Raw genomic sequence first — 24,816 nt, forward strand, 5'->3', positions numbered from 1 at the left:
AGCCCATGAACGACTCCCGCTACATCGGCCGCTTCGCCCCCACCCCCAGCGGCTTCCTGCACTTCGGCTCGCTGGTGGCCGCCCTCGCCTCCTGGCTCGACGCCCGCGCCGTGAACGGCCGCTGGCTGCTGCGCATGGAAGACACCGACCCACCCCGGGAAATGCCTGGCGCCCGTGACGCCATCTTGCAGACGCTGGAGCGCTACGGCCTGGAATGGGACGGCGAGGTGGTGTTCCAGAGCCAGCGCCACGAAGCCTATGCCGCCGTCGTCGACCGCCTGTTCAACATGGGCCTGGCCTACGCCTGCACCTGTTCGCGCAAGCAACTGGAAGGTTATGACGGCATCTACCCAGGATTTTGCCGCAATGCCGGGCATGCACGCGAAGGTGCGGCGATCCGCCTGCGGGTGCCGGAGCTGATCTACCGGTTCAGCGACCGGGTCCAGGGAGCATTCGAGCAACACCTGGGACGTGAGGTGGGCGATTTCGTCATCCAGCGCCGCGACGGGCTGTATGCCTACCAGCTGGCGGTGGTACTGGACGATGCCTGGCAGGGCGTCACCGACATCGTGCGTGGCGCCGATTTGCTGGACAACACGCCGCGCCAGCTGTACCTGCAGGAGTTGCTGGGCTTCTCGCAACCGCGGTACCTGCATATTCCGCTGATCGTCCAGCCCGACGGGCACAAGCTGGGCAAGTCTTACCGTTCGCCACCGCTGGAGGCGGACCAGGCAACGCCGTTGCTGTTGCGGGCCCTGCGCGCGCTTGGGCAGCAGGCGGATCCGGCACTGATAGGCGCCAGCCCGGCCGAAGTGTTGGCCGTGGCGCGCCAGCAGTGGCAGCCGGACAACATTGCGCGGCAAATGACGGTGCCCGAGGCCGATCTTCGTTGAGTGTCTTGCCGGCCCTTTCGCCGGCAAGCCGGCTCCTACAGGAATTCGCGCCACCGGTAGGAGCCAGCTTGCTGGCGAAAGGGCCCGACCGTGCAACACCGGAATCCATTTGAAAACCCCAATCAATTCAACCTCTTGGCTAACCACATGGAATCCGGCTAGCATCGCCCCAGCCATTTGCGCCAATAATAAGTCCAAGCCCGCAGCGCCCAACCCATCGAGGCCAGCATGTACATCTATCGTTTGGTCCTGCTTCTGGTCGTGGGGATCTACCTGTTCTCCCCGGCCATCATGGACTGGTGGATCGAACCGACCGGTGCCTGGTACCGCCCCTACCTGCTCTGGCTGATCCTGATCGTCGTCACCTTCATCCTGCAGAGCCAACGAGATGCCGATGAGCTTTAGCCTGACCCAGATGATCCTGATCAGCGCCGCCTACCTGCTGGTGCTGTTCGGCGTGGCCTGGATCAGCGAACGTGGGCTGATCCCACGGGCGGTCATCCGCCACCCCCTGACCTACACTTTGTCGCTGGGCGTCTACGCCAGTGCCTGGGCCTTCTATGGCTCGGTCGGCCTGGCCTACCAGTACGGCTACGGGTTCCTCGCCTGCTATCTCGGGGTGTCCGGGGCCTTCCTGCTGGCACCGGTGCTGCTCTACCCCATCCTCAAGATCACCCGCACCTACCAGCTGTCTTCGCTGGCCGACCTGCTGGCGTTTCGCTTTCGCAGCACCTGGGCCGGCGCGCTGACCACGGTGATCATGCTGATCGGCGTGCTGCCGTTGCTGGCCTTGCAGATCCAGGCGGTGGCCGACTCGATCAGCATCCTCACCGGCGAGCCGGTCAAGGCGCGGGTAGCGTTTGCCTTCTGCGTGCTGATCATCCTGTTCACCATCTTCTTCGGTTCACGGCATATCGCCACCCGCGAGAAACACGAGGGCCTGGTGTTCGCCATCGCCTTCGAGTCGGTGATCAAGCTGGTGGCGCTGGGTGGTATCGGCCTGTACGCGCTGTATGGCGTGTTCGGCGGCCCCCACGGGCTGGAGGTCTGGCTGCTGCAGAACCAGACCGCCCTCGCCGCCCTGCACACCCCGCTGCAGGAGGGCCCGTGGCGCACCCTGCTGCTGGTGTTCTTCGCCTCGGCGATCGTCATGCCGCACATGTACCACATGGCCTTCACCGAGAACCTGAGCCCGCGCTCGCTGGTCAGCGCCAGCTGGGGCCTGCCGCTGTTCCTGCTGCTGATGAGCCTGGCCGTGCCGCTGGTGCTGTGGGCCGGCCTGCGCCTGGGCGCCAGCACCAACCCCGAGTACTTCACCCTGGGCCTGGGGATCGCCGCCAACAACGAGGCGCTGGCCCTGCTGGCCTACGTCGGCGGGCTGTCGGCGGCCAGCGGGCTGATCATCGTCACCACCCTGGCGCTGTCGGGCATGGCGCTGAACCACCTGGTGCTGCCGCTGTACCAGCCGCCGGCCGAAGGCAACATCTACCGCTGGCTTAAATGGACCCGCCGGGCGCTGATCGTCGCCATCATCACCGCCGGCTTCGTCTTCTACCTCACCCAGAACAACCACCAGAGCCTGGCCAACCTGGGCATCGTCGCCTTCGTCGCCACCCTGCAGTTCCTGCCCGGGGTGCTCTCGGTGCTGTACTGGCCGACCGCCAACCGCCGCGGTTTCATCGCCGGCCTGGTGGCGGGCACGCTGGTATGGATGGTGACCATGCTGCTGCCGCTGCTGGGCAACCTGCAGGGCTTCTACATCCCGTTGCTGGACATGATCTACGTGCTGGACGACACCAGCTGGCACATGGCGGCCATCGCCTCGCTGGCGGCCAACGTCCTGCTGTTCACGCTGATCTCGCTGTTCACCAACGCCAGCAGCGAAGAAGTCAGCGCCGCCGAGGCTTGCGCGGTGGACAACGTACGCCGCCCACAACGCCGCGAACTGCACGCCGCCTCGCCCCAGGAATTCGCCACGCAACTGGCCAAGCCGCTGGGGGCAAAGGCTGCGCAGAAAGAGGTCGAGCAGGCCCTGCGCGACCTTTACCTGCCGTTCGACGAGCGCCGCCCCTATGCCCTGCGGCGCCTGCGCGACCGCATCGAGGCCAACCTCTCGGGGTTGATGGGCCCGAGCGTGGCCCAGGACATGGTCGAGACTTTCCTGCCGTACAAGTCGGGCAATGAAAACTACGTCACCGAGGACATCCACTTCATCGAAAGCCGCCTCGAAGACTACCACTCGCGCCTGACCGGCCTTGCCGCCGAGCTCGACGCCCTGCGCCGCTACCACCGCCAGACCCTCCAGGAACTGCCCATGGGCGTGTGCTCGCTGGCCAAGGACCAGGAGATCCTGATGTGGAACAGGGCGATGGAGGAACTGACCGGGATTGCCGCCAAGCATGTGGTCGGCTCGCGCCTGGTGACCATCGACGAACCTTGGCGCGGCCTGCTGCAAGGCTTCATCAACGTGCCCGACGAACACCTGCACAAGCAGCGCCTGGCCCTCGATGGCCAGCCGCGCTGGCTCAACCTGCACAAGGCGGCCATCGACGAGCCGCTGGCCCCGGGCAACAGCGGCCTGGTGCTGCTGGTCGAGGACCTGACCGAGACGCAAGCGCTGGAAGAGAAATTGGTGCACTCCGAACGCCTGGCCAGCATCGGCCGCCTGGCCGCCGGCGTGGCCCACGAGATTGGCAACCCGATCACCGGCATTGCCTGCCTTGCGCAAAACCTGCGCGAGGAGCGTGAGGGCGACGGCGAGATCATCGAGCTGTCCAGCCAGATCCTCGAGCAGACCAAGCGCGTGTCGCGCATCGTCCAGTCGCTGATGAGCTTCGCCCATGCCGGCGGCAGCCAGCAGAACAGCGAGGAGCCGGTGTGCCTGGCCGAAGTGGCGCAGGATGCCATTGGTCTGCTGGCCTTGAACCGGCGCAACTTCGAAGTACAGTTCTTCAACCTCTGCGACCCGGACCACTGGGTCGAGGGTGATCCGCAGCGCCTGGCCCAGGTGCTGATCAACCTGCTCTCCAACGCCCGCGACGCCTCGCCACCCGGCAGCGCCGTGCGGGTGCGCAGCGAAGTCAGCGAGCACACCGTCGACCTGGTGGTCGAGGACGAGGGCAGCGGCATCCCCAAGAGCATCATGGACCGGCTGTTCGAACCCTTCTTCACCACCAAGGACCCGGGCGAGGGAACCGGACTGGGGCTTGCTCTGGTCTATTCCATCGTGGAAGAGCATTATGGGCAAATCACCATCGACAGCCCGGCCGACATCGAGCGCCAACGTGGTACCCGGATCCGCGTGACCCTGCCCCGGCATGTCGTAGCGACGTCCCCTGAAATTCGAGACCGTCGAGAGAATTGAATCAATGCCGCACATTCTGATCGTCGAAGACGAAACCATCATCCGTTCGGCCCTGCGTCGCCTGCTCGAACGGAACCAGTACCAGGTCAGCGAAGCCGGCTCGGTGCAGGAAGCCCAGGAACGCTTCAGCATTGCCACCTTCGACCTGATCGTCAGCGACCTGCGCCTGCCGGGCGCCCCGGGCACCGAGCTGATCAAGCTCGGCCAGGGCACCCCGGTGCTGATCATGACCAGCTACGCCAGCCTGCGCTCGGCGGTGGACTCGATGAAAATGGGCGCGGTGGACTACATCGCCAAGCCCTTCGACCACGACGAGATGCTTCAGGCCGTGGCCCGTATCCTGCGCGACCGGCAGAACGCACCGGCCGCCATGCCTGCTGCCGAGCCACGCGCCGGCAACGGCAAGGCCGCCGGCGACAAGGCCGGCAGCGCACCCGCCAACGGCGAGATCGGCATCATCGGCTCCTGCCCACCGATGCAGGACATGTACGTCAAGATTCGCAAGGTCGCCCCGACCGACTCCAATGTGCTGATCCAGGGCGAATCCGGCACCGGCAAGGAGCTGGTCGCCCGTGCCCTGCACAACCTTTCGCGCCGGGCCAAGGCACCGATGATCTCGGTGAACTGCGCGGCGATCCCGGAAACGCTCATCGAGTCGGAACTGTTCGGCCATGAAAAAGGCGCCTTCACCGGCGCAAGCGCCGGCCGCGCCGGCCTGGTCGAAGCGGCCGACGGCGGCACGCTGTTCCTCGACGAGATCGGTGAGTTGCCGCTGGAAGCCCAGGCGCGCCTGCTGCGCGTGTTGCAGGAAGGCGAGATCCGCCGGGTCGGCTCGGTGCAGTCGCAGAAGGTCGATGTGCGCCTGATCGCCGCCACCCACCGCGACCTGAAGAACCTGGCCAAGGCCGGGCAGTTCCGCGAAGACCTGTATTACCGCCTGCACGTGATTGCCCTGAAACTACCCGCCCTGCGCGAACGTGGCAGTGACGTCAACGAGATCGCCAATGCCTTCCTCGCTCGCCAGAGCGCCCGCATCGGTCGCGACGACCTGCACTTCTCCCATGAAGCCGAACAAGCCATCCGTCATTACAGCTGGCCGGGCAACGTGCGCGAGCTGGAGAACGCGGTCGAGCGCGCGGTGATTCTCAGCGAGAGCGCGGAGATTTCCGCCGACCTGCTGGGCATCGACATCGAGCTGGGCGACCTGGAGGACGACGACACGCTGGACAACCTGCCGGCCCTCGCCAGTGTCAACAATGCCAGCCATGAACCCACCGAGGACTTGTCGCTGGAAGACTACTTCCAGCATTTCGTTCTCGAGCATCAGGACCACATGACCGAAACGGAATTGGCCCGCAAGCTGGGGGTCAGCCGCAAGTGCCTGTGGGAGCGCCGCCAGCGCCTGGGCATTCCACGGCGCAAGAGCAACGCCACCAGCGAGTAAGCCCTGCCGACTTTTTCCTGAGGGGGCCACTGTCCTGCGCTGACAGCACTGGCCCTTTCGCCGGCAAAGCCGGCTCCTACAGGCTTGGCACCGATCTTGGCGGCCCAACAGCCCCCCGTCCCCTGTAGGAGCCAGCCTTGCTGGCGATGCCCGGCAAAGCCGGGCCAGGCACCCCGCCCCCCCGGTAACACATCAGTTCCCGCAAAAATCTGTTACCCCTGCCCGATGGCGTAACAGCCTTCGAGGCATACGGTAACGAAATTTCTACATTTGCCCGCCCTCGCACCCTGCCTGATCCGCCAAAACCCCCGGTTTCATTGGGTTTTCAAAAGTTGGCACGGCACCTGCTATATCTTTCGTACAAGAACAATAACAAGCACTGCAACTCAGAATAAGAACAAGACGAAACGGCTCACGCACAATAAAAACAAGACGGCGGAGGCGCAGCTAACTGATTCTTTTGGAGAGGAGTTGTGTTTGGGGCTTGCCCCACGATCAGGCAGAGAACAACAAAAACTGCACTCAAAAGCAGCACCTGAACTGATTGGATCGAAAGATCAGCATCATCTCGGCGACCAAAGCAATCCGTTTGCTCTTCACCCCAGGTTTTGGGGTCGTTCACAAGCTTCGAGATTTGTGGACAGGGCACTCAACAAAAACAAGAAGCCCAGCAGAAAAATAATAAGAGCACACAACGACTTGGTGGGGAGCTTCGGCTCCCCATGTCGTTTCTCCCCCTCCCGCATCACCGTCCACACTGCGCCTACACCATTCCCCCAGTAAATGCTAGAATCCCCGGCCATCATGCGGCCATTCTCCTATCCTTGGCCGAACATTCCTTCAAACAGTGCATCCCATGCTGAAGAAGCTGTTCCAGTCGTTCCGCCCGCCCGTCCGTGGCCAGCACCACAGGCGCACCACGCCTGAAGTGATCAACAAGAGCCAGCACTCGCTGCAGCGCAGCCAGTTCAGCCGCCATGCCGTGGGCATCGTCGAGCGCCTGCAGGCAGCCGGCTACCAGGCTTACCTGGTCGGTGGCTGCGTGCGCGACCTGCTGCTGGGCATCACGCCCAAGGACTTCGACGTCGCCACCAGCGCCACCCCCGAACAGGTGCGCGCCGAGTTCCGCAACGCCCGTATCATTGGCCGGCGCTTCAAGCTGGTTCACGTGCATTTCGGCCGTGAAATCATCGAAGTCGCTACCTTCCGCGCGCCCCACTCGGATGAAGACCAGGCCGACAGCCACCGCTCGTCGCACAATGCCAGCGGTCGCATCCTGCGTGACAACGTGTACGGCACCCTGGAGGAAGACGCGCAGCGCCGCGACTTCACCATCAACGCCCTGTACTACGACCCGGTCAGCGAACGCATCCTCGACTATGCCAACGGCGTGCACGATATCCGCAACCGCCTGCTGCGCTTGATCGGCGACCCCACCCACCGCTACCAGGAAGACCCGGTACGCATGCTGCGGGCCGTGCGCTTCGCCGCCAAGCTGGACTTCGGTATCGAGAAACACACCGTGGCGCCGATCCGCAAGCTGGCACCGATGCTGCGCGACATCCCACCGGCCCGCCTGTTCGAGGAAAGCCTCAAGCTGTTCCTCAACGGCCAGGGTGCGATGACCTTCGAGATGCTGGTCGACCTGGAGCTGTTCGAGCCTCTGTTCCCGGCCAGCAGCCACGCGCTGGAAGAACGCCCGACGTACACCCACACCCTGATCAGCCAGGCGTTGACCAACACCGACCTGCGCGTGAAGCAGGGCAAGCCGGTAACGCCTGCGTTCCTGTTCGCCGCACTGCTCTGGCCAGCCCTGCCGGGCCGCGCGCTGTACCTGCAGAGCCAGGGCGTGCCGCCGATTCCTGCCATGAACGGTGCGGCCCACGACCTGATTGCCGAACAGTGCCAGCGCATCGCGATCCCGAAACGCTTCACGCTTCCGATCCGCGAGATCTGGGACATGCAGGAGCGTCTGCCACGACGCAGCGGCAAGCGCGCCGACATGATGCTGGACAACCCGCGCTTCCGTGCCGGCTACGACTTCCTGCTGCTGCGTGAAAGCGCCGGCGAGGAAACCGACGGCCTGGGCCAATGGTGGACCGACTACCAGGACGCCAACGACAGCCAGCGCCGCGACATGATCCGCGAGCTGGGCAGCCGTGACGAAGGCGCCAGCGCCGGTGCCGGCCCGCGCAAGCGCAAACGCAGCGGTTCGAAGCGCAAGCGCGACGACGAGCAGGCCTGGGACTGAGCATGGCCACCCGTGCGTTCATCGGCCTGGGCAGCAACCTCGACCAGCCCGCCGAGCAGTTGCGCAGCGCCTTCCAGGCGCTGGACCTGATCGCCGACACCCGCCTGGCGGCGGCGTCGGCGCTCTATACCAGTGACTCGCTGCTGCCCGGCCAGCCCCGCTACACCAATGCCGTGGCGGCCATCGACACGGCACTGGCCCCGCTCGAGCTGCTCGACGCCCTGCAGGCCATCGAGAACGACCAGGGCCGTGTGCGTAAGGAACGCTGGGGCCCGCGCACCCTCGACCTCGACGTGCTGCTGTTCGGTGACCAGGTCATCGATGTGCCGCGCCTGAAAGTGCCGCACTACCACATGCACGCACGCGCCTTCGTGCTCTACCCGCTCGCCGAGCTGGTACCCACCGACTTCCGCCTCGCCGATGGCCGTCACCTGGAGCACCTGCTCCAGGATTGCCCGTTCGTCGGCCTGGAACGCCTGTAATCCGGGCGTTCCAGACGGCGGTAACGCCAGTAACACCCACGCCGTAACAATGCGGTAACACGGGTCATTGACTTCCCCCACCTCGCTCACGACTATAGGCGTCCCGCGGCGCCACTATGCCGCAATCACCCATTTAGGCTCGGACGGACCTGCGCCCGAACATCACGAACGATGATGTGCCGCTCCGGAAGATGAATGCACGCGTTGTACGCAGTTGTTGTTCACAGCGCCTGAACGAGGATGCCCCTACATGCCTGAAGTAACCCTGACCACCCTGAACGGCCTCAAGGCCAAGGGTGAGAAAATCACCATGCTGACCTGCTACGACGCGACCTTCGCCAAGGCCGCGAGCGAAGCCGGCGTCGAAGTGCTGCTGGTAGGCGACTCCCTGGGCATGGTCCTGCAGGGCCATGACAGCACCCTGCCCGTCAGCAACGACGACATGGCCTACCACACCGCCAGCGTCAAGCGCGGCAACAATGGTGCGCTGATCCTCACCGACCTGCCCTTCATGGCCCACGCCACCCCTGAGCTGGCGTTCACCAACGCCGCCCAGCTGATGCGCGCCGGCGCCCACATGGTCAAGATCGAGGGCGCCGCCTGGTTGGCCGAAACCATTCGTCTGCTGGCAGAACGCGGCGTACCTGTGTGCGCGCACATGGGCCTGACTCCACAGACCGTCAACGTGCTCGGGGGCTATAAAGTCCAGGGCCGCCAGGAAGCCCAGGCGCGGCAGATGCGCGCTGATGCGATCGCCCTGGAACAGGCCGGCGCCGCCATGCTGCTGCTCGAGTGCGTGCCCAGCGAGCTGGCCGCGGAAATCACCCAGGCCGTCGGCATTCCGGTGATCGGCATCGGTGCCGGCAGCGCCACCGATGGCCAGGTGCTGGTGTTGCACGACATGCTGGGCCTGTCGCTCAGCGGCCGTGTACCGAAGTTCGTGAAGAACTTCATGGCCGGCCAGCCGGACATCCAGAGCGCACTGGCCGCCTACGTCGAGGCCGTGAAAACGGTCAGCTTCCCCGCCAGCGAACATGGGTTCAGCGCATGAATACCGTCAAGACCGTCCGTGAACTGCGCGCCGCCGTGGCCCGCGCCCGTGGCGAGGGCAAGCGCATCGCCTTCGTCCCGACCATGGGCAACCTGCACAGCGGCCACGCCGCGCTGGTGACCAAGGCCGCCCAGCGCGCCGACTTCGTGGTCGCCAGCATCTTCGTCAACCCGCTGCAGTTCGGCGCCGGCGAAGACCTGGACAAATACCCGCGCACCCTCGCCGCCGACCAGGAGAAGCTGCTCCAGGCCGGTTGCCACCTTCTGTTCGCCCCCACCGTCGAGGAAATGTACCCCGACGGTATGGCGGTGCAGACCCGCGTAAGCGTGCCACAGCTGTCCGAAGGTCTGTGCGGCGCCAGCCGCCCCGGGCACTTCGAAGGCGTGGCGACGGTGGTCAGCAAGCTGTTCAACATGGTCCAGCCGGACCTTGCCGTTTTCGGCGAGAAGGACTTCCAGCAGTTGGCGGTGATCCGCGCCATGGTGCGCGACCTGAACATGCCGATCCAGATCATCGGCGAGCCGACCGTGCGTGCCGAGGATGGCTTGGCACTGTCGTCGCGCAATGGCTACCTGAGCCCCGAACAGCGCGCCGCCGCGCCGGCGCTGTACCGCACGCTGAATGGTATGGCCGAGGCTATTCGTCGTGGCCAGCGGGACTTTTCGGCGCTGGTCGCCGACGGCCAGGCGCAGTTGGACGCCGCGGGGTTCCGCAAGGACTACCTCGAAGTGCGCCACGCATTGACGCTGCGTCCGGCGCAGGTCGATGACCGTGATCTGGTGGTGATCGCGGCCGCTTACATGGGCAGTACGCGGTTGATCGACAATCTCTACCTGCATCTGGAAGAGCAGACCGCCTGACCGGCCCTGTTCGCCGGCAAGCCGGCTCCTACAAGGAGCGGGGCTGCCGGCGAACCCACAGCAAAACCCCCGCAAAAAATTCATTGTTCCCCCGCCCGCCCCCCATTCCCGCCAAACGGCCAATGCCTATAATGGGCGACTTGCAACTGGCAAAGGTTGCCGGTGTCGAACCCTGACAATGCATTAAGGAAATCATTCGCAATGGCGTATTACCGTACCCCCCACGACGTGACGGCGCTGCCTGCCTGGCAGGCGCTCCAGCAACACCGCGACGCCATGCAGGGCTTCAGCATGCGCGAAGCCTTCGCCGCCGACGGCAAGCGCTTCGAAGAGTTTTCCCTGAGCAGCTGCGGGCTGTTCCTCGACTACTCGAAGAACCTGATCAACGAGCAGACCCGCGACCTGCTGGTCGGCCTGGCCAACGAAGTGGGGCTGGCCGACGCCATCAAGTCGATGTTCAGCGGCGAGATCATCAACGCCTCCGAAGGGCGCCCGGTGCTGCACACCGCGCTGCGCCGCCCGGTCGGCGACAAGCTGAGCGTGAACGGCGTCAACGTGATGCCCGACGTGCACAAGGTGCTGAACCAGATCACCGAGCTGGTCGGTCGCATCCATGACGGCCTGTGGCGCGGTTACAGCGAAAAGCCGATCACCGACGTGGTGAACATCGGCATCGGCGGCTCGTTCCTCGGCCCCGAGCTGGTTTCCGAAGCCCTGCTGCCCTACGCCCAGCGCGGCGTGCGTTGCCACTACCTGGCAAACATCGACGGCAGCGAATTCCATGAGCTGTCGGCCAACCTGCGCGCCGAGACCACCCTGTTCATCGTCTCGTCGAAGTCGTTCAACACCCTCGAAACCCTGAAGAACGCCACCGCCGCGCGCACCTGGTACCTCGCCCAAGGCGGCTCGGAAGCCGAGCTGTACCGCCACTTCATCGCCGTGTCGAGCAACAAGGCCGCCGCCGTGGCCTTCGGCATGCGCGAAGAAAACATCTTCCCGATGTGGGACTGGGTAGGTGGGCGTTATTCGCTGTGGTCGGCCATCGGCCTGCCCATCGCCCTGGCCATCGGCACCGCCAACTTCAAGGAGCTGCTGTCGGGCGCCTACACCATGGACCAGCATTTCCAGACCGCGCCGTTCGACAAGAACATGCCGGTGCTGCTGGCCCTGCTGGGCGTGTGGTACGGCAACTTCTGGGGCGCCCAGGCCCACGCGATCCTGCCGTACGACCACTACCTGCGCAACATCACCAAGCACCTGCAACAGCTGGACATGGAATCCAACGGCAAGAGCGTGCTGCAGGATGGTAGCCCGGTGAAGACCGATACCGGCCCGGTGATCTGGGGCGGCGTCGGCTGCAACGGCCAGCACGCCTACCACCAGTTGCTGCACCAGGGCACCCAGCTGATCCCGGCGGACTTCATCGTCCCGGTGGTGAGCTTCAACCCGGTCGCCGACCACCACCAGTGGCTGTACGCCAACTGCCTGTCGCAGAGCCAGGCGCTGATGCTCGGCAAGACCCGCGACGAAGCCGAGGCCGAACTGCGCGCCAAGGGCATGAACGAAGACGACATCGCCAAGCTGGCGCCGCACAAGGTGATCCCGGGCAACCGCCCGAGCAACACCCTGGTGGTCGAACGCATCAGCCCACGTCGTCTCGGCGCGCTGGTGGCGATGTACGAGCACAAAGTGTTCGTGCAGAGCGTGATCTGGGGTATCAACGCCTTCGACCAGTGGGGCGTGGAGTTGGGCAAGGAGCTGGGCAAGGGCGTTTACCAGCGCCTGGTCGGCAGCCTGGAAGACAGCGCCGAAGATGGTTCCACCCAAGGCCTGATCAACTACTTCCGCGGCCGTCACCGCGGCTGATCGCCTAACCCCTGTAGGAGCCAGCCTTGCTGGCGAACCGGCGTTTCACCGATTCATCGGTGTTGGTCGCTTCGCCAGCAATGCTGGCTCCTACAGGAACATCACCCGACGCTACACTGTCCTATCGAATAGCCGCCGCAGTCCCTCGCCTCCACAAGAGCAGGACCACCCGCCATGTTCGATATCCGCGACTCCCCCCAGGCCCTGGCCGTCAGCCAGGCCGCGCAACTCTCCGACGACGACTACCGCCGCCTCTATCGCCAGTCGATCGACGACCCCGACACCTTCTGGGCCAAACAGGCCAAGCGCCTGGACTGGATCAAGCCCTGGTCGAGCGTGCAACAATGCGACCTCAAGACCGGCAAGGCACGCTGGTTCGATGGCGCTCAACTGAACGTCAGCCACAACTGCATCGACCGCCACCTGGCGCAACGGGGCGAACAGACCGCCCTGCTATGGGAAGGCGACGATCCCGGCGACAGCAAGGCCGTCAGCTACCGCGAACTGCACCGCCAGGTCTGCCGCCTGGCCAACGCACTCAAAGCGCGAGGCGTGAAAAAGGGCGACCGGGTGTGCATCTACATGCCGATGATCCCCGAGGCCGCCTACGCCATGCTCGCCTGCACGCGCATTGGCGCCATCCACTCCGTGGTGTTCGGCGGTTTCTCGCCCGATGCCCTGCGCGACCGCATTCTCGATGCCGACTGCCGCACCGTGATCACCGCCGACGAAGGTATACGTGGCGGCAAGCGAATCCCGCTCAAGGAAAACGTCGACAAGGCGCTCGCCAGCTGCCCGGCGGTGAGCAGCGTGCTGGTGGTCAAGCGCACCGGGGCGGATGTGACCTGGAGCCAGGGCCGCGATCTCTGGTATCACGAGGCAACCGAGAAAGCCGGTGACGACTGCCCGGCCGAACCCATGGAGGCCGAGGATCCGCTGTTCATCCTCTATACCTCCGGCAGCACCGGCAAACCCAAGGGCGTGCTGCACACCACCGGCGGCTACCTGCTGCAGGCCACCCTCACCTTCAAGGTGGTGTTCGACTACCGCGATGGCGAGGTGTTCTGGTGTACAGCCGACGTCGGCTGGGTCACCGGCCACAGCTACATCGTCTACGGGCCGCTGGCCAACGGTGCAACTTCGCTGATGTTCGAGGGCGTGCCCAACTATCCCGACACCTCGCGCTTCTGGCAGGTGGTGGACAAGCACAAGGTGAATATCTTCTACACCGCGCCCACGGCCCTGCGGGCGCTGATGCGCGAAGGCTCCGCCCCCCTGCAGACCACATCACGCCAGAGCCTGCGCCTGCTCGGCAGCGTCGGTGAGCCGATCAACCCGGAAGCCTGGGAATGGTACTTCGAGGCGGTCGGGCAGAAACGCTGCCCCATCGTCGACACCTGGTGGCAGACCGAGACCGGCGGCATCATGCTCACGCCCTTGCCCGGCACCCCCAGGCTCAAGCCCGGTTGCGCGACCCAGCCCATGTTCGGCGTGCAGCCGGTACTGCTGGATGAAAAAGGCAAGCTCATCGAAGGCCCCGGCGCCGGCCTGCTGGCGATCAAGGCCAGCTGGCCGGGGCAGATCCGCAGCGTCTACGGCGACCACCAGCGCATGGTCGACACCTACTTCAAACCCCTGCCCGGCTACTACTTCACCGGCGACGGCGCGCGCCGCGACGCCGATGGCGACTACTGGATCACCGGGCGCATCGACGATGTGATCAACGTCTCCGGCCACCGCATCGGCACCGCCGAGGTGGAAAGCGCCCTGGTGCTGCACGACAGCGTCGCCGAAGCCGCCGTGGTGGGCTACCCCCACGACCTCAAGGGCCAGGGTATCTATGCCTTCGTCACCCCCATGAGCGGCGTCACGCCCGACGATGCACTCAAGCAGGAATTGCTGGCGCTGGTCAGCAAGGAGATCGGCAGCTTCGCCAAACCCGAACTGATCCAGTGGGCCCCGGCCTTGCCCAAGACGCGCTCGGGCAAGATCATGCGGCGTATACTGCGCAAGATCGCCTGCAACGAACTGGACAACCTGGGAGACACCTCCACCCTCGCCGACCCGAGCGTGGTCCAGGGCTTGATCGACAAGCGTCTCAACCAATAGCCCGCGGCCCGGGTGGGCCGCCTTGAAGCAAAGGCCGCCATGGAAACCCTCCGCCGTCGCATCGAAACCCAGGTCATGAGCCTTACCGGGGTGGCCCTCGGCCAGCTCGACCTGGAGTCGCCCAAGGGCGACCCGGGCCTGTTCGGCCCGCAGAGCGTCAGCTGGCAGGTGCACGGCGACTTCCCCAGCATGCTGGTGGGCGGCATCAGTGCGCTGATGCTGCAAGTGCTGCACCCCCTGGCCCTGGCCGGCGTGTGGGACCATTCGAACTTTCGCCAGGACCTGCTCGGGCGCCTGCGCCGCACCAGCCAGTTCATCTCCGGCACCACCTTCGGCTCGACCCGCGACGCCGAATGGCTGATCGACAAGGTACGCACCATCCACCTCAAGGTGACCGGCACCGCGCCAGACGGGCGCCCCTATGCCGCCAGCGACCCCGACCTGCTGACCTGGGTGCACGTGGCCGAGGTCAGCAGCTTCCTCGCCGCCCACCTGCGCTACCGCAACCCCGCCCTGCCCCGCGCCGCCCAGGACCAGTACTACGATGAGATCGCGCTGGTCGCCGAGCGCCTGGGCGCCCGCGACGTGCCGCGCTCCTGCGCCCAGGTCGATGAGTACCTGCGCCGCATGCGCCCACAGCTTCAATGCAGCGCCCGCAGCCTGGAAGTGGTCGACATCCTGCTCAAGGCCCCCGCCCCCAGCCGCCTGGCGCAACCGGTGGGCAAGCTGATGCTCAACGCGGGTATCGACTTGCTGCCGGGCTGGGCCAGCGACATGCTCGGCCTGCACCAGGGTGAACTGTCCCGGCGCATGATCCGCCTGGGCCTGAAAAACACCGCCCCCGTGCTGCGCTGGGCCATGCGCAATGGCTCTGCGCATCGCGCCAGGCGGCGCATGGGGATCGAGTGAGGTTTTTGGCCGGCTCAGCGGAACCGATTTAACGTGCCATACTCCAACCACTCCAGCCTGATACAGACGAAGCGACACATGCCCAAAGGATTGACCCGCGCCGTCGGCGCCCTGCTGGCCCTGGTGGCCCTGTACAGCCTGCTCGGCTTCCTGATTCTTCCCGGCATCGCCCTGCGCGTCGCCAACCAGCAACTGGCCCAGTACGCCACCTTGCCGGCCCACTTGCAGCGCATCGAACTCAACCCGTTCAGCCTTGAACTGACCCTGTGGGGGCTGCAGATCGGCGAGCCCGGCAAGGAGCAGGTGGGCTTCGAGCGCCTGTACGCCAACCTGTCCCTGGACAGCCTGTGGACCAAGGCCCTGCACCTGGAAGCCGTGGCGCTGGACAAACCGCGCACCGAGCTGCTGTTCGCCAAGGACGGCAGCCTCAACCTCACGCAGCTGTTCAAGCTGCCGCCCAGCGAAGCCAAGCCTGACGAGCCGCCCAGCGACCCGTTCCCGCTGCGCATCGGCAGCATCAAGCTCAGCGAAGGCTATCTGCACTTCCAGGACCTGCGCCCCAGCGAGCCGATCGAATTCCTCTACGACTCGATGAACCTGGAGCTGAAGAACCTCAGCACGCTGCCCGACGATAATGCCGACATGACCCTGGTGGCCAACGGCCCGGCCGGTGGCCGCATCGACTGGAGCGGCACCCTGAGCCTGGCGCCGATCGCCTCCGAAGGCACGCTCAAGGTCACCGAGGGCAAGATGAAGGCGTTCTGGCCCTATGTGCGCGATGCCGTGCCCCTGGTGCTCGAAGACGGCGTGGTCAGCCTCGACACCCACTACAAGCTCAACCTGTCCAAAGAAACCGAACTGTTACTGGACAACACCTCGGTGCGTGTCGCGCCCTTCGCCATCAAGGCCCCCGATGGCCGGCCACTGGCGCGCCTGGCCAGCCTGGAGGTGAGCGAAACGTCCATCGACCTGGCCAAGCAACTGGTCACCGTCGGCAAGATTCGCAGTGAAAAGCTGGAAACCTGGGCGGCGCTGGAAAGCGATGGCCAGCTCGACTGGCAGAAGCTGTTCGCCAGCCAGCCAGCAAAAGCCACACCCAAGGAAAAGGCCGAGCCCGCCGCCGCCGAACCGACCGAACAAGAGAAAGCCGCCAAGGAACCCAGCAAGCCCTGGCAGGTGCTGCTCAAGGATGTGCAAGCGCGCAATTACCTGATCCACCTGGCCGACCGCAGCCAGAAGGAACCGGTGGCGCTAGACGTCGGCCCGCTCAACCTCGACCTGCAGAACTTCGACAGCCTCAACCAGTCGCCCTTCACCCTCAAGCTCGATACCGGCGTGGGCAAGCAGGGCAAGCTGCAGGCGGCCGGCCAGGTCAACCTGGCGCCGGTCAGCGCCAAGCTGGACGTCGCCACCCGTGACATCGACCTGCGCGTGGCCCAGGCCTACATCAGCCCGTTCATCCGCCTTGAGCTGCGCAGCGGCATGCTGTCCAGCGACCTCAAGGTCGACCTCAAGAGCACCGAGCCACTGGCCTTCACCATTGGCGGCAAGGCCCAGGTCAACCAGTTGCACACCCTCGATACCATCAAGAACCGTGACTTCGTCAAATGGCAGCAGGTGAACGTCGATGGCTTGAGCTACGTGCATGGCGACGCCCTGTCGATCGACAAGGTGACCCTGCTGCAGCCCTATACGCGCTTCATCATCAACGAAGACCGCACCACCAACGTCGATGACTTGCTGATCCCACAGCCAGCCGGCGCACCAGCGGCTTCTCAGGCCAAGCCGGCCAGTGGCGGCGCCAGCAAGCCCCTGGGTATCCATGTCGGCCAGATCAGCATCAATGACGGTTCGGCCAACTTCGCCGACCTCACGCTCACGCCCAACTTCGCCACCGCCGTGCAGCAGCTCAACGGCCAGATCGGCACCATCGACAACCGCAAGCCGCAGCCGGCCAAGGTCGACATCAAGGGCAAGGTCGACCGCTATGCGCCGGTGACCATCAAGGGCGCGCTCAACCCTTTCAACCCGCTGGCCAGCCTGGATATCGCCACCAGCTTCAAGCGTGTCGAGCTGACCACCCTGACGCCCTACTCCGGCAAGTTCGCCGGGTTCCGCATCCGCAAGGGTCGCCTGAACCTCGACCTGCATTACCTGATCACCAACGGCCAGCTGAAGGCCGAGAACAAGGTGGTGGTCGAGCAACTGCAACTGGGCGAGAAGGTCGACAGTCCCGACGCCGTGGACCTGCCCATTCGCCTGGCGGTGGCGCTGCTCAAGGATACCGACGGCAAGATCTCCATCGAGCTGCCGGTCTCCGGCGACCTCAACAACCCGCAGTTCAGCGTGATGCCGATCGTCTGGCAGACCCTGCGCAACCTGGTGTTGCGCGCGGCCCAGGCGCCATTCAAGTTCATCGGCGGGCTGGTCGCGGGCGGCGGTGCCGAGGATCTCGGTACCGTGGCCTTTGCCGCAGGTTCGAGCGACCTGACCCCCGACGCCCAATCCGCCCTGGACAAACTGTCGTCTGCGCTCAAGGAGCGCCCGGAGCTGCGCCTGGAGATCGAAGGCACCGCGGCCCAGAACAGTGATGGCCCGCTGATCGCCCAGCAGCGCCTGGAGCGCGAGTACCAGGCCACCTGGTACAAGATCCTCCAGCGCCGTGGCGACAAGGTCCCGGCCAACGCGTCCCTGCTGGTGGTCGACGACAGCGACAAGCCGGCGATGCTCGAGGGCATCTACCGCACGCGCCTGAAGCAGCAGCCACCGGCCGAGTGGGAAAAACTTGGGCGCGACGAGCGCAGCGCGAAACTGCGCGAGGCGGTGATCAAGTCCTGGGCCGAAAGCGCCCCGCTGCTGCGCACCCTCGGCCAGGAGAGGGCCGCCAGTATCAAGGACTACCTGGTCGACAAGGGCCAACTGGCCGATGACCGGGTGTACTTCATCGACACCACCCTCGGCCAGGCCGAAAGCGATGGCCGAGTGATCACGCCGCTGCACCTGGACGTCGAGTAAGCGTCCGCCGCCTGTAGGAGCGGCTTCAGCCGCGATGAGGACGCCGCGGTGCATGGCACCCGCTACGCGGGTGATCGCGGCTGAAGCCGCTCCTACAGAGGTCGTATCGGGTCAACCCCACCCTTACGCCAGCCGCTGCCCCGACACCGCCGGGTGATACAGCGGCTGCACCTTGTTCCCTGCCGGGTCCAACAGGTGGAAGCTGCGCGCACCGTCGCCATGATTGAACGGGCGATCCAGCAGAGTCACGCCATGGGCCTTGAAGTACTGGTACCAGGCTTCCAGCTCCTCCACGCTGTCGACGATGAACCCGTAGTGATCCAGGGTCTGCAAACCATTGGCGGCACCCGCGCCACGCCCGAGCGACAGGTTGTCGTTGCCACAGGTGAGGTACACCAGGTCTTCGTTGGCGCGGTTGAGCACTTCCATACCCAATACGTCAACGTAGAAGCGCTCGCACTCCTCCAGGTTGGGTACCAGCAGGGCGATATGGCGCAGGCCGTTGAGGCGACCAGGGCGGACAGGTAGATCGGACATGGTCATGGATCCTTTTTTGTATACAATTCGAAAGCGAATTTAAAACAAAAGGAGCCGCCTGTGTATAGCCTGTTCATCAAGACCCGCGTCAAGCCCGGTACGGCCGAAGCCTTTCTGAGTGCCATCCAGCTCAATGCCGCCGCCTCGGTGGCCAACGAGCCCGGTTGCCTGGTGTTCGATGTGTCGCAGGATCGCGAGGACCCGGAGGTGATCTACCTGTACGAAATCTACCGCGATGACGCGGCGTATGAGGCGCATACACAAACCGCGCACTTTCGCGACAGCCGCCCGTTGGTGGAGCCGCTGATCATCGAGCAGGTGTGCTTCGAGAGCGAAGTGGTAGCGCGCAATCCCGGTGAGCTGTAGGAGCGGCTTCAGCCGCGATGCAGGCAACGTGGTGCCGGGCACCCGCTTTGTGGGTGATCGCGGCTGAAGCCGCTCCTACAGAGGTCGTGCCCAATCAGTGAGCGCCGGTTGCTGCAGCAACCACTGCGCAATAGCTTGGCTGCCTTCGTGGCCAGGATGCAGGTGATCGCCAGAATCGTGGCAAGCCTGCAGACGGTCCGGGTCGTGCGGGTCCCTTAGCAATGCATCCAGGTCCAGCACACCGTCAAACCCGCTGTCCTCGCGCATCCATCGGTTGAGCCGATGACGCAAGAGGTCCTTGCCTGGCTGGTGGAAAGCCTCGAACGGGGTCCCGGCGAAAGCGCCCTTGAACGGGGTCAGCGTCATGCCCAGCACACTGATGCCACGCCCATGGGCGGCCTCGATGAGCGCGGTGTAACCGGCCTTCAACGCTTCCAGCGTGGGTAACGCGCCGCCAGGCTCGATGACCGAGTCGGCCCACCCCAGGTCGTTCAGCCCCACCTGCACGATGACCATGGCCACGCCCGGTTGGCTCAGCACATCCCGCTCGAATCGATTGAGCACACTGATACCCAACCGGTCACGCAACAATCGGCCGCCGGATTGCCCGGCATTGATCACGGCGATGCCCTGCGGTGCCAACTGGCAGGCCAATAGGTCGGCCCAACAGCCATGGCTGTTCTTTGCAAGGCCATGGCCATTGACCAACGAATCGCCGATCACCGCCAGTGTCACGCCCTGCCCCAGCACCTCGACCGCGTTGACCAGCACCCGCACGTTCAAGGGTTGCGCATCAGGCAACGCTGCCTCATTGCCGGTGCGGTCACTGGGCTCGATGCTGCCGGTCTGGCGGGCGTCCCAGTGAAAGGTCGTGGGGGTGAAGGCGCTCGGCAAGTAGACAGCCAACTCAAGGTCGGCCAGATCGGGTACCGGCAGCTCCAGCGGGTCGCTGTGCAAGCGTTCGCCAGCAGCCAAGGTGACACGCTGGCTACCGCCAAAGGTGAGGTCTGCCCAGGCACTGACCTGCCCTTGTTCGCGTAGGGCCACCCGACACAGACCGAGGGTCAGCGGGGTATCGCCATATTCATTGGAAAACACCAGTCGCAACATCTGCCCGCCTCGGCTGATGCGCAGAGGTTGGCGCACGGTGCACGCACCGGCCATCGACGGCAGTTGGGTGGGGAATGGCAGTTCGGCGCCCCAGGCCGGTTGGGCCGGAGCCGTCCAGGTGGAAATCCAGGCGGCGCCCACCGAGGGCGAGAAATCGGAGGAGGAAACAGACACGCGGAAATTCCCTTTCGCAGTAGCTGGCACTCAGGCCAACGGTGGCAGATGCGACCGTCGCCAGAGGCTACTGCAGGCGCCACTAAAACGCCACCAACCGGGCTGCCCACGGGGTTTCTTCAACCCCATGGGCAGCGCCGATGATCAGGCGATCAGCGCCTTCACCACGTCATCGTCGGCGGCTGCCGCGATGGACGCCAGGTACTGGCCATAACTGGTCTTCTTCAGGGCCGAGGCCCGCGCCAGCAACTGCGCCTGGTTGATCCAGCCATTCTGGAAGGCGATCTCTTCCAGGCAAGCGACTTTCAACCCCTGGCGGTTCTCGATGGCCTGGACGAAGTTGCCGGCTTCGAGCAACGAGTCGTGGGTACCGGTGTCGAGCCAGGCGAAGCCACGGCCCAGCACGTTGACGTTCAGCGTGCCACGCTCGAGGTAGGCGTTGTTGATGTCGGTGATCTCCAGTTCGCCACGGGCCGATGGCTTGACCTGCGCCGCGATGTCGAGCACCTGATTGTCATAGAAGTACAGCCCGGTGACCGCGTAGTTGGACTTGGGCGCCTTGGGTTTCTCCTCGATGCTGATCGCCTTGCCCTGGGCATCGAACTCCACCACACCGAACGCCTGCGGGTCGGCCACGTAGTAGCCGAACACGGTGGCGCCGCTTTCACGGCTGGCAGCCTGGCGCAGGGTGTCGCTGAACTGGGTGCCGTAGAAGATGTTGTCCCCCAGCACCAGGCAGACGTTGTCGTCGCCGACGAACTCCTTGCCGATGATGAACGCCTGGGCCAGGCCATCCGGGCTTGGCTGCTCGGCGTAGCTGAGCTTGATACCGAACTGGCTGCCGTCACCGAGCATGCGCTGGAAGCCCGGCAGGTCGGTCGGGGTGGAGATCACCAGGATCTCGCTGATGCCGGCCAGCATCAGTACCGACAGCGGGTAGTAGATCATCGGCTTGTCGTAGATCGGCAAGGATTGCTTGGACACGCCCAGGGTGATGGGGTGCAGGCGAGTGCCCGAACCGCCGGCCAGCAGGATGCCTTTGTAGGTGGTCTTTTTCATGAAACAGCTCCCTTGAAACATGAATGAGGTGAAGGTTCAGGCGGCGTTGCCCAGGCGTTCCAGGCGGTAGGCGCCATTGAGCACGCGCTGCCACCAGCCACGGTTGTCGAGGTACCACTGCACGGTCTTGCGCAGCCCGGTCTCGAAGGTCTCCTGCGGGGTCCAGCCCAGCTCGTCGGCAATCTTGCTGGCATCGATCGCATAGCGCAGGTCATGCCCCGGGCGGTCACTGACGAACTCGATCAGGTCGCTGTAGGCCTGGACGCCCTCGGGCTTGTTCGGCTGCAGCTCTTCGAGCAGCGCGCAGATGCCCTGCACCACATCCAGGTTGCGGCGCTCGTTGTGGCCGCCGATGTTGTAGGTCTGCCCCACTTCGCCACGGGTCAGCACGGTGTACAGGGCCCGGGCATGGTCCTCGACGTGCAGCCAGTCGCGGACCTGCGCGCCGTTGCCATACACCGGCAGCGGCTTGCCGTGCAGGGCGTTGAGTATCACGTGGGGGATCAGCTTCTCGGGGAAGTGGTGCGGGCCGTAGTTGTTCGAGCAGTTGGTCACCAGCACCGGCAGCCCGTAGGTGCGGCCCCAGGCGCGGACCAGGTGGTCGCTGCCAGCCTTGCTCGCCGAGTAAGGCGAGCTGGGCGCATAAGGAGTCTGCTCGGTGAAGAAATCGTCGGTGCCTTCCAGGTCGCCGAACACTTCGTCGGTGGAGATGTGATGGAAGCGGAACGCCGCTCGGGCTTCCGGCGCCAGACCGTTCCAATAGCCACGGGCCACTTCCAGCAGGGTCGCGGTGCCCAGCACGTTGGTGCGGATGAAGGCGTCCGGGCCCTCGATCGAGCGGTCGACGTGGGATTCGGCCGCCAGGTGCATCACCGCCTGGGGCTGGAACTCGGCGAAGATCCGCTGCAGGTGCGCCTTGTCGCAGATGTCGGCCTGGTAGAAGCGGTAGCGCTCGGAGTCGGCCACGCTGGCCAGGGACTCGAGGTTGCCAGCATAGGTCAGGACGTCGACGTTGGCGACATGGTTATCGGTGTTTTGGATCAGGTGGCGGACCACGGCCGAGCCGATGAAGCCCGCACCGCCAGTAATCAAGATGTTCACGCAAGTACTCCTGTAATGGGTGTGGTGAATCCGTTCACGCTTTTTTAGTTGACCAGGGCGACCCAATACTTGCTGAGCGCGCCTTTGAGGATCAGCAACGACTGGATGCAGGTGAAGCTTTCGTCGGTGGTGGCCGAGGTGGTGTTCAGCGGGCCGAAGCCACCGTCTTTCTTCTGGTGCCGGGCAATCCAGTCCGTCACGCCTTGCTTGTCCCGAGGCTCGGCATCGAGCAGGTACAGGCCGGCCACCGCCATGTAGCTACCGACCAGGCTGACCGCCTTGCCCGGGCGATACAGGAACGGTCCGTCGGCTTGCTGCAACCCTTGGAGCCAGGCCACGGTGGCCTTGGCATCCACCAGCTCGCGGTCCAGCGCATGCAACAGCGACAGGGCACGGTAGGTGGAGAAGGTGTCGGGTGGGTTGCCCGGCCGGTTGCCGAAACCGCCATCGGCATGCCGGCAGGCCAGGATGAAGTCCAGCAGCGCCTGGGGCTGGTTCGCCTGCGCACCCAGCACATGCAGCGACAGTGCCGCCAGGTTGCTGTGCCAGATGTCCGACTGGTAGCCCGGCACGTTGCCGAAACCGCCATCGGCTTGCTGGCACTGGCGCAGGTAGGCGATGCAGGCCTGCTCGTTGCGTGGCGCGCTGCCCAGCAGGCGCAGGGAAATCACCGCGCAGTAGGTGGCGAACACGTCGCTGAGCTGGCCGGGCTGCTCGGAGAAACCGCCGTCGGGGTTCTGCGAGGCCTGGATGCAGGTCACCAGGCTGGCGCTGTCCTCGATGTCCGCTTTCAACGCATACAGGTCGGAAATCACGTGCAGCGCGGAGAACACCTGCCAGCAGCGGTCGGCGCGAAAGCCCTGCGGCGCCAGCTCGGCGGTCAGCCCATAGGGCACCGCGAGGGAGGCACGCGACTGGCTCAGCCAGTCGTAGTAGGCCGGCAGGTTGACGTCCAGGTTTGGCATCTGGCCCAGGTGGGGTTGCTCCAGTGGCCGACGGTTGTCCACCACACGCAGGGCGCTGCCATCGACCGAGGCCCAGGCTTGCGCCGCCGGCAAGGACGCGGTGTGGGCTGCCAGGGCCTTGAGGCAGGCCAGTTGGCCCTCCAGGCTCTTGATGTGCAACGGCAGGTACGACAGGTTGCCGATATGGAACACGCCCAATTGCCGAGGCGGTGCCCAGAACTGGCGAATGAAAGGTACTGTCGGGTCGACCGGGGTCGACCAGAAGTAGCCTTTGCCCAGGAAGAACCCACCGTGGTGGCTGTCGTGGAAATCCCCCAGCGCCTTGAGCAACTGGTCGCGGCGCTCGGCGGCATCATGTGGGCGTGCCAGCGCCAACGCATCGAGCAGCAAGGCCACGTCCAGGCTGGTCTTGATCGGGAACGGCGACTCGTTGCGCTTGAACGAGGTGAGCCAGTCCGCGCCAACACGCTGGTCGTAGCGCAGGCGATCCCAGAAGCCGCCATAGGTGTTGTCGTGCAGGCGCTCGAAGGTATCCTCGAGCAGCTTGCGTGCCAGTTGCAGCATCTCCTGGTGGCTGTTGGCCTGTGCCCAGCGGGCCAGGGCCGCCGCGGCGCGCGCCCGGCTGGCGGTGTTGCGCAGGGTACCGGCGCCCAGGCCATCGAGCTCGGCGCGCACCTCGTCCTCCAGCTTCCAGACGTGCTGCTGCAAGTGGGTCAGCAGTGCCTGGTCACCCTTGCAGGCGCACAGGCTGCACAGCAGGTTGACCGCACCGATGTCCAGTTCTATCGGCATGTGCCCATCGATCACCGCACCCCAGTCGCTGCTGAGCACACCCCCGAACAGGCGGTTGTCATAGACCTGCTGCAGGCGCTGGCTCAAGCCTGCGGTCACGCTCTTGAGCTGCGCATCGTCACGCCGCAGGCGACGGAACTCGAGCACCGCGCGCAGCGCATCGAACTGGCTCGCCAGGGTACGGCAGCGCCCGGAACCGTGCGGGTTCCAAAAGCGGTCGCCCAACTCGGTGAAACCATCCTGGCTGGCATCGTGCAGCGCCAGCAGGCCAGCCAACGCGAACTCGGCCTGCTCGGCCTCGCCATGGGCAGCGAAGAACAGCGTCGCTGCCACCTGGTCCTCCAGGCGCTTGTCGCTGCTGATGCGTACCGCACCAGTCGCGTCGGTGACCGCCAGAAAGCCACCCTCTTCCCTGTCCATCAAGGCTTCGGCCATGAAGGTATATGAGGCGCTGTGCATTGCCCTCTC

Annotated in this window: 18 protein-coding genes; 13 read left to right on the plus strand and 5 right to left on the minus strand. The window is 65.0% G+C overall.

What is annotated here, in order from left to right:
- Positions 1-5 precede the first annotated feature (5 nt).
- The 12 genes from gluQRS (at position 6) to PSEEN_RS21925 (ending at position 18,244) form a co-directional block, all read left to right on the plus strand.
- Positions 6-893: a tRNA glutamyl-Q(34) synthetase GluQRS gene (gluQRS, locus tag PSEEN_RS21865; RefSeq protein ID WP_011535751.1), complete on the plus strand. Its 888-nt coding sequence runs from the start codon at positions 6-8 to the stop codon at positions 891-893.
- A gap of 228 nt (positions 894-1,121) precedes the next feature.
- Positions 1,122-1,298, plus strand: a complete 177-nt coding sequence (locus tag PSEEN_RS26515; RefSeq protein WP_003250005.1) for a hypothetical protein — start codon at positions 1,122-1,124, stop codon at positions 1,296-1,298.
- Positions 1,282-4,257: a sensor histidine kinase gene (locus PSEEN_RS21875; protein WP_162042933.1), complete on the plus strand. Its 2,976-nt coding sequence runs from the start codon at positions 1,282-1,284 to the stop codon at positions 4,255-4,257. The genes PSEEN_RS26515 and PSEEN_RS21875 overlap by 17 nt, the downstream gene beginning before the upstream one ends.
- Before the next feature lie 4 nt (positions 4,258-4,261).
- A complete protein-coding gene (locus tag PSEEN_RS21880; RefSeq protein WP_011535753.1) occupies positions 4,262-5,701 on the plus strand; it encodes a sigma-54-dependent transcriptional regulator in 1,440 nt (479 codons plus the stop codon).
- 856 nt (positions 5,702-6,557) lie between these two features.
- The gene (locus tag PSEEN_RS21890; RefSeq protein ID WP_011535754.1) at positions 6,558-7,952 is read left to right on the plus strand and encodes a polynucleotide adenylyltransferase PcnB; all 1,395 of its coding nucleotides are present in this window, start codon (positions 6,558-6,560) and stop codon (positions 7,950-7,952) included.
- A gap of 2 nt (positions 7,953-7,954) precedes the next feature.
- Complete coding sequence (folK, locus tag PSEEN_RS21895; protein ID WP_011535755.1) at positions 7,955-8,434, plus strand: 2-amino-4-hydroxy-6-hydroxymethyldihydropteridine diphosphokinase; 480 nt, start codon at positions 7,955-7,957, stop codon at positions 8,432-8,434.
- A gap of 250 nt (positions 8,435-8,684) precedes the next feature.
- On the plus strand, positions 8,685-9,485 hold the full coding sequence (gene panB / locus PSEEN_RS21900; protein WP_011535756.1) for a 3-methyl-2-oxobutanoate hydroxymethyltransferase: 801 nt from the start codon (positions 8,685-8,687) through the stop codon (positions 9,483-9,485).
- Positions 9,482-10,345 (plus strand): pantoate--beta-alanine ligase, encoded by an 864-nt coding sequence (panC, locus tag PSEEN_RS21905; protein WP_011535757.1) that lies wholly within the window; start codon positions 9,482-9,484, stop codon positions 10,343-10,345. The genes panB and panC overlap by 4 nt, the downstream gene beginning before the upstream one ends.
- Before the next feature lie 201 nt (positions 10,346-10,546).
- Entirely contained in the window at positions 10,547-12,211 is a 1,665-nt protein-coding gene (gene pgi, locus PSEEN_RS21910; RefSeq protein ID WP_011535758.1) for a glucose-6-phosphate isomerase, read from the plus strand.
- 174 nt (positions 12,212-12,385) lie between these two features.
- Positions 12,386-14,320 (plus strand): acetate--CoA ligase, encoded by a 1,935-nt coding sequence (acs, locus tag PSEEN_RS21915; protein ID WP_011535759.1) that lies wholly within the window; start codon positions 12,386-12,388, stop codon positions 14,318-14,320.
- Positions 14,321-14,359: 39 nt separating this feature from the next.
- The gene (locus PSEEN_RS21920) at positions 14,360-15,229 is read left to right on the plus strand and encodes an oxygenase MpaB family protein (protein WP_011535760.1); all 870 of its coding nucleotides are present in this window, start codon (positions 14,360-14,362) and stop codon (positions 15,227-15,229) included.
- Between the two features lie 78 nt (positions 15,230-15,307).
- Entirely contained in the window at positions 15,308-18,244 is a 2,937-nt protein-coding gene (locus PSEEN_RS21925; RefSeq protein WP_011535761.1) for a DUF748 domain-containing protein, read from the plus strand.
- A 123-nt stretch (positions 18,245-18,367) separates the two neighbouring features.
- On the opposite strand, the gene PSEEN_RS21930 is transcribed toward PSEEN_RS21925, so the two are convergent.
- Positions 18,368-18,781 (minus strand): VOC family protein, encoded by a 414-nt coding sequence (locus PSEEN_RS21930; protein ID WP_011535762.1) that lies wholly within the window; start codon positions 18,779-18,781, stop codon positions 18,368-18,370.
- A 60-nt stretch (positions 18,782-18,841) separates the two neighbouring features.
- Here PSEEN_RS21930 and PSEEN_RS21935 point away from each other — a divergent pair, with 60 nt between their 5' ends.
- Positions 18,842-19,147, plus strand: a complete 306-nt coding sequence (locus PSEEN_RS21935; RefSeq protein ID WP_011535763.1) for a heme-binding protein — start codon at positions 18,842-18,844, stop codon at positions 19,145-19,147.
- 75 nt (positions 19,148-19,222) lie between these two features.
- On the opposite strand, the gene PSEEN_RS21940 is transcribed toward PSEEN_RS21935, so the two are convergent.
- The 4 genes from PSEEN_RS21940 to PSEEN_RS21955 form a co-directional block, all read right to left on the minus strand.
- Positions 19,223-20,431 carry an SGNH/GDSL hydrolase family protein gene (locus PSEEN_RS21940; protein ID WP_044488483.1) on the minus strand — a complete coding sequence of 403 codons (1,209 nt, stop codon included), beginning with the start codon at positions 20,429-20,431 and terminating at the stop codon, positions 19,223-19,225.
- Between the two features lie 144 nt (positions 20,432-20,575).
- On the minus strand, positions 20,576-21,490 hold the full coding sequence (rfbA, locus tag PSEEN_RS21945) for a glucose-1-phosphate thymidylyltransferase RfbA (protein WP_011535765.1): 915 nt from the start codon (positions 21,488-21,490) through the stop codon (positions 20,576-20,578).
- Positions 21,491-21,526: 36 nt separating this feature from the next.
- Positions 21,527-22,591 carry a dTDP-glucose 4,6-dehydratase gene (gene rfbB / locus PSEEN_RS21950; RefSeq protein ID WP_044488485.1) on the minus strand — a complete coding sequence of 355 codons (1,065 nt, stop codon included), beginning with the start codon at positions 22,589-22,591 and terminating at the stop codon, positions 21,527-21,529.
- Between the two features lie 44 nt (positions 22,592-22,635).
- Positions 22,636-24,807: a prenyltransferase/squalene oxidase repeat-containing protein gene (locus PSEEN_RS21955; RefSeq protein WP_011535767.1), complete on the minus strand. Its 2,172-nt coding sequence runs from the start codon at positions 24,805-24,807 to the stop codon at positions 22,636-22,638.
- Between the last annotated feature and the right edge of the window lie 9 nt (positions 24,808-24,816).

Origin of the sequence: Pseudomonas entomophila L48 (genome assembly GCF_000026105.1) — a bacterium.
Taxonomy (GTDB): domain Bacteria; phylum Pseudomonadota; class Gammaproteobacteria; order Pseudomonadales; family Pseudomonadaceae; genus Aquipseudomonas; species Aquipseudomonas entomophila.